This window comes from Bacillus sp. JJ1503, assembly GCF_036965125.1.
Taxonomy (GTDB): domain Bacteria; phylum Bacillota; class Bacilli; order Bacillales; family Cytobacillaceae; genus Cytobacillus.
Genome location: NZ_JBALOZ010000269.1, coordinates 1 through 3,971 on the forward strand (window position 1 = coordinate 1; position 3,971 = coordinate 3,971).

The 3,971-nt window shown below is 36.2% G+C and carries 5 protein-coding genes; 4 read left to right on the forward strand and 1 reads right to left on the reverse strand.

The genetic code is table 11. From position 1 onward, the window contains the following. The 4 genes from V7149_RS19635 to V7149_RS19650 form a co-directional block, all read left to right on the forward strand. The coding region (locus V7149_RS19635; RefSeq protein WP_335347282.1) for a NosD domain-containing protein at positions 1-577 on the forward strand (577 nt) is incomplete at its 5' end. Next, positions 567-1,025: a nitrous oxide reductase accessory protein NosL gene (locus tag V7149_RS19640; RefSeq protein ID WP_335347283.1), complete on the forward strand. Its 459-nt coding sequence runs from the start codon at positions 567-569 to the stop codon at positions 1,023-1,025. The genes V7149_RS19635 and V7149_RS19640, both read left to right, overlap by 11 nt. A gap of 43 nt (positions 1,026-1,068) precedes the next feature. Then, positions 1,069-2,022 carry an ABC transporter permease gene (locus V7149_RS19645; protein WP_335347284.1) on the forward strand — a complete coding sequence of 318 codons (954 nt, stop codon included), beginning with the start codon at positions 1,069-1,071 and terminating at the stop codon, positions 2,020-2,022. Between the two features lies 1 nt (position 2,023). After that, positions 2,024-2,716, forward strand: coding sequence for an ABC transporter ATP-binding protein (locus tag V7149_RS19650; RefSeq protein ID WP_335347285.1), 693 nt, complete (start codon positions 2,024-2,026; stop codon positions 2,714-2,716). Between the two features lie 63 nt (positions 2,717-2,779). Here V7149_RS19650 and V7149_RS19655 read toward each other — a convergent pair whose 3' ends face one another. Then, positions 2,780-3,811: a CAP domain-containing protein gene (locus V7149_RS19655; RefSeq protein WP_335347286.1), complete on the reverse strand. Its 1,032-nt coding sequence runs from the start codon at positions 3,809-3,811 to the stop codon at positions 2,780-2,782. Between the last annotated feature and the right edge of the window lie 160 nt (positions 3,812-3,971).

Genomic DNA, 3,971 nt, shown 5'->3' on the forward strand with positions numbered 1-3,971 from the left:
AGTTATGAGCAACTATAAAGGAATTCTAATGGAAAATGCGAAACGAAATCGGATTGAGTTTAATACTTTTCTAGAAAACGATACAGGATTGGAATTAAGAAAGAATTCTGAAGAGAATTCTGTTTATTTAAACAATTTTTATCAAAATACAAAACAAATTATTTCTGATAATCAAAATGAAAATATGTTTAATAAGGATCAGTATGGAAATTATTTCGATGATCATCAATCATTAAGCCTAAATAAAGATAAGATTGTAGATTTTGCCTATAAAAGCGGTGATGTTTTTTACAATATGACAAGTAAAGAACCTTATTTGCAAATTTTTCATCGAAGTCCAGCTGTGGAATTATGGAATATGATTGAAAAATTCACTCCGATTCCATCTGATACTTTTGTGATTGATGAATATCCTCTCATGAATCCAGCACCTATTAACTGGGAAAAGATTCAAAGTGAGCTGTCATATAAAGAGGAAAAAGACCTGAATATGTACCAGATTCTCACTTTTTTCATCATTTTATCAGTAAGTTCCTGCATCTTATTTAAGTTTGGGAGGGAGAAACATGAAGTGTAGATGGTGGGTTCTTTTATTGGCTGTCATGATATCCCTAACTGCTTGTTCTAATAAAACAGCAGCTCCAGTTGAAATAAAGGCGAATGAAGAAGATTGTGATGCTTGTCACATGGGCATAGAAGACTTACACTCTGCCGCACAGATCATTCTAGAAGATGGAGAACCAAAGTTATTCGATGATATTGGCTGTATGGTTGTATATATGCAAGAGCATCAGCCAAAATATGAAGCCGCCTTCGTTCATGATTTCGATTCAGAGGAATGGATATCCTTCGATAATAGTACTTTCGTACAAAATCAAAATATTCATAGTCCTATGAATTATGGAATTGCAGCATATGAGACAGAGCAACAAGCATCTGACATGCAAAAAGAACAAGGCGGGGAGATTTATTCTTCAAAGGAGTTATTAGAAAAAGATTTGAAGGGAACAAAGCACGGGCATTAATCAAGAAGTTTATGGGGAAAATCCATAGATTGGAGGGAAAATGATGGAACTGGGTATTTTGTATTCAATGGTAAAGCATGAGCTGCGCCTGCTCCTTAGAAGTAAGTGGTTATTGAATTTTATGATTCTCTTTATTTTTCTATCTGGACTGCTCTATTTCTATGGGTTGAACTCCGTTAAACTCGATCCTGTCAAAGTAACTTACGGATTAGAAGGGGTTAATAGCAATATTGAAACAATGGGCGTGAATCCTGAATATTACGGCTTAAAGGAGATCACACAGCAGCCAGAAAATACGGCAAATATAAATCAAACAGCGTATAATCGTTCTATCGCACTGCTGATAAATTTATCCCTATGGCTCTTGCCGATTATTTGTTTAATTCTAGGAGCAAACTCCATTATTGGAGACAAAGAGAGTGGCAGATTGGGATTATATAAAACGTATCAAGTTTCTTATTGGAAGTATATGCTCAGCAAGTTTTTATCATTAGTAATCTCTATGTTTGTCGTCATGGGTGTATCTTATGGATTATTCGGTCTTATTTTTTCTATCATCGGGAAATCTTTTCAAGCTTCGATCTTTCAAGTATTCCTAAGTGTGAACATGCTGCTCATTATTGTGTTTTCTGCCGCAGCATTATTCGTTGGGGCGATTAGCAAAACCAGAATGCAAGGTTTGTCATATGCATTGTTCTTCTGGTGTCTGACAGTTTTCATTTATGAGTTTGTCATCATGACGGTTATCAATTGGATTCCGTATGCCTTTAAACTCAAAAGCTTATTTTTCTTCATCTTACTTAACCCAATAGAATCCATTCGAGTATGGTCCATTTCAAAGCTTAATGCAGAATACGTATTTGGTCCAGAGTTTTTAATGATTGAAAAATGGAGTGAGAGTGGCACCCTTTCCATTTCATTAATGATCTCAATTGTGCTCCTAATGTGGATTGCAATGGCCATATCCACTAAAATGTTGAAGAAAAGGGGAGTTTAGCATGATCCTTGAATTAAGAAATCTCTCCAAAAAATATAAACATAAAACGGCTCTATATCCGGTAGAAGCAGGAATTAATCTAGGAGAATGCGTCGTGCTATGCGGAGGAAACGGTGCAGGAAAGAGTACGATGATCAAAATGATTACAGGGATTGATCAAGCTTCTTCTGGAACGGTAGTCTTTCATTCAAAAAAGAAAAAGCCATTTGCCTATATGCCAGATCAAATGAATTTCCCTCCAGATTTGACCCCCATTGAGATCTTACATTATTATGGGAAATTCCTGAAAGTGGATAAGGAAAAAATCAAACAAGTTTTGCAAGACGTGGGCTTATGGGAGGACCGCAATCAAAAGGTTGGCGGCTTCTCTAAAGGTATGTCGCAACGCCTTAACCTTGCTCAATGTTTGCTGGCAGATACGGATATATATATATTAGATGAACCTACGAATGGCTTGGATCCCTACTGGGTCATTCAATTTAAAAGAATTTTACAAAAGCTGAAAAATGAACATAAAACCGTGATTGTTAGCAGCCATATCATGCGAGATGCCATTGAAATTGCCGACAAAGTCATGATTTTATTTAATGGAAAGGTACGGTCCTTTGGTACTCTAGAGGAAATTTATCGTGAGCATGCTAGTGAATCACTGGAGGAAGTATTCTTGACCATCCATGAAAATGAAAAGAAGTAAGTTGCTAAATGCTAGAATCTCTATAACAAGCAGCTGGAAACCTTAAAGATCTCCAGCTGTTTCCTATTTTCTAAAGAAATTTTCTGTATAGTACGGTTGGGACTTTATATTAAACGCTACACCCACACCTAAATATTGATATTCCGGTCTAAGGATATTCTCCCGGTGGCCAAGAGAATTCATCAGACCTTCATGGGCAAAAATACTGCTAAACTGCCCCATTGCCAGATTCTCGCCAGCTACAGTAAAGGATACTTGGTCCTCACTCATTCTATCAAAAGGGGATTGCCCGTCTAAATTTGTATGGGAAAAGTAATTTTTATCCGCCATATCAAGGCTATGCTTCCGTGCTGTTTCTTTTACTTGATCATCCCATTTTAACACGGATATTCCATGTTTTACTCGGTCTGCGTTCGTTAAATCGAATAGTTGATATTCGAAGCCTTCTTTCAACTGCTCTGATCCATCGGTATAAAAATGATTTTTAGCCTGTTCTAAATCTTCATCAATCATTTGAATGGCCGTCACCGTATTTTTGGCATGTTTATCGTAAAAAACGGTTACATTGCTCTGATCAATAGAAAATACATCATAATCTCGTTCTTTATCATACTGGTAAAAAACTAAGCCTTTTCGAATTTGATTTAAAGGCTTTCCAAGTTGTTGAAGAACAGCTTCTTTCGAACTGCCAAGCTTTATCCCTATCGCAGAGGAAATTAAGTCTTGATTTGTGTAAAGGCCCGCAACTTTTTCGTTCGTATCGTATGTGACCATGAAAAAGTTATGATAATTTTCATGATAGGTATACCATTTAGATCCATATTCATTATAAGTGGATCTTTTTGGCGGTCCCGCTAGCTTTTCAACATTCTCCTTACTTTCCCCTAGAACAATATTATGAATCGAAAAGGTTTGGCTGGAAGGAATGGATAATTTCGGTTTATCTATTGGGATTAAGTCTTTATTCGGAAGAAGCTCCACCTTTTCATCCATTTTCCCAGCTAACTGATTGATGGCGGAAAAAATCGTCTCAATCGCTACAGAAACTTGTGGATTTTCTGAAATGGCATGAACCTCATCTTTAAACCTATCCAATATAGGGTAAAAATCTGTTTTTTCCAAATATTTTTCAATGAAGGGCCATGATATAAATATGATAAAAAGTAATAATAAAGTTCGAAAAAATTTCCTCAATGTTTCACCATCCGTCTGCTCTCAATTTTACAGGTGAATCTCATGCTATCACAATTATTAC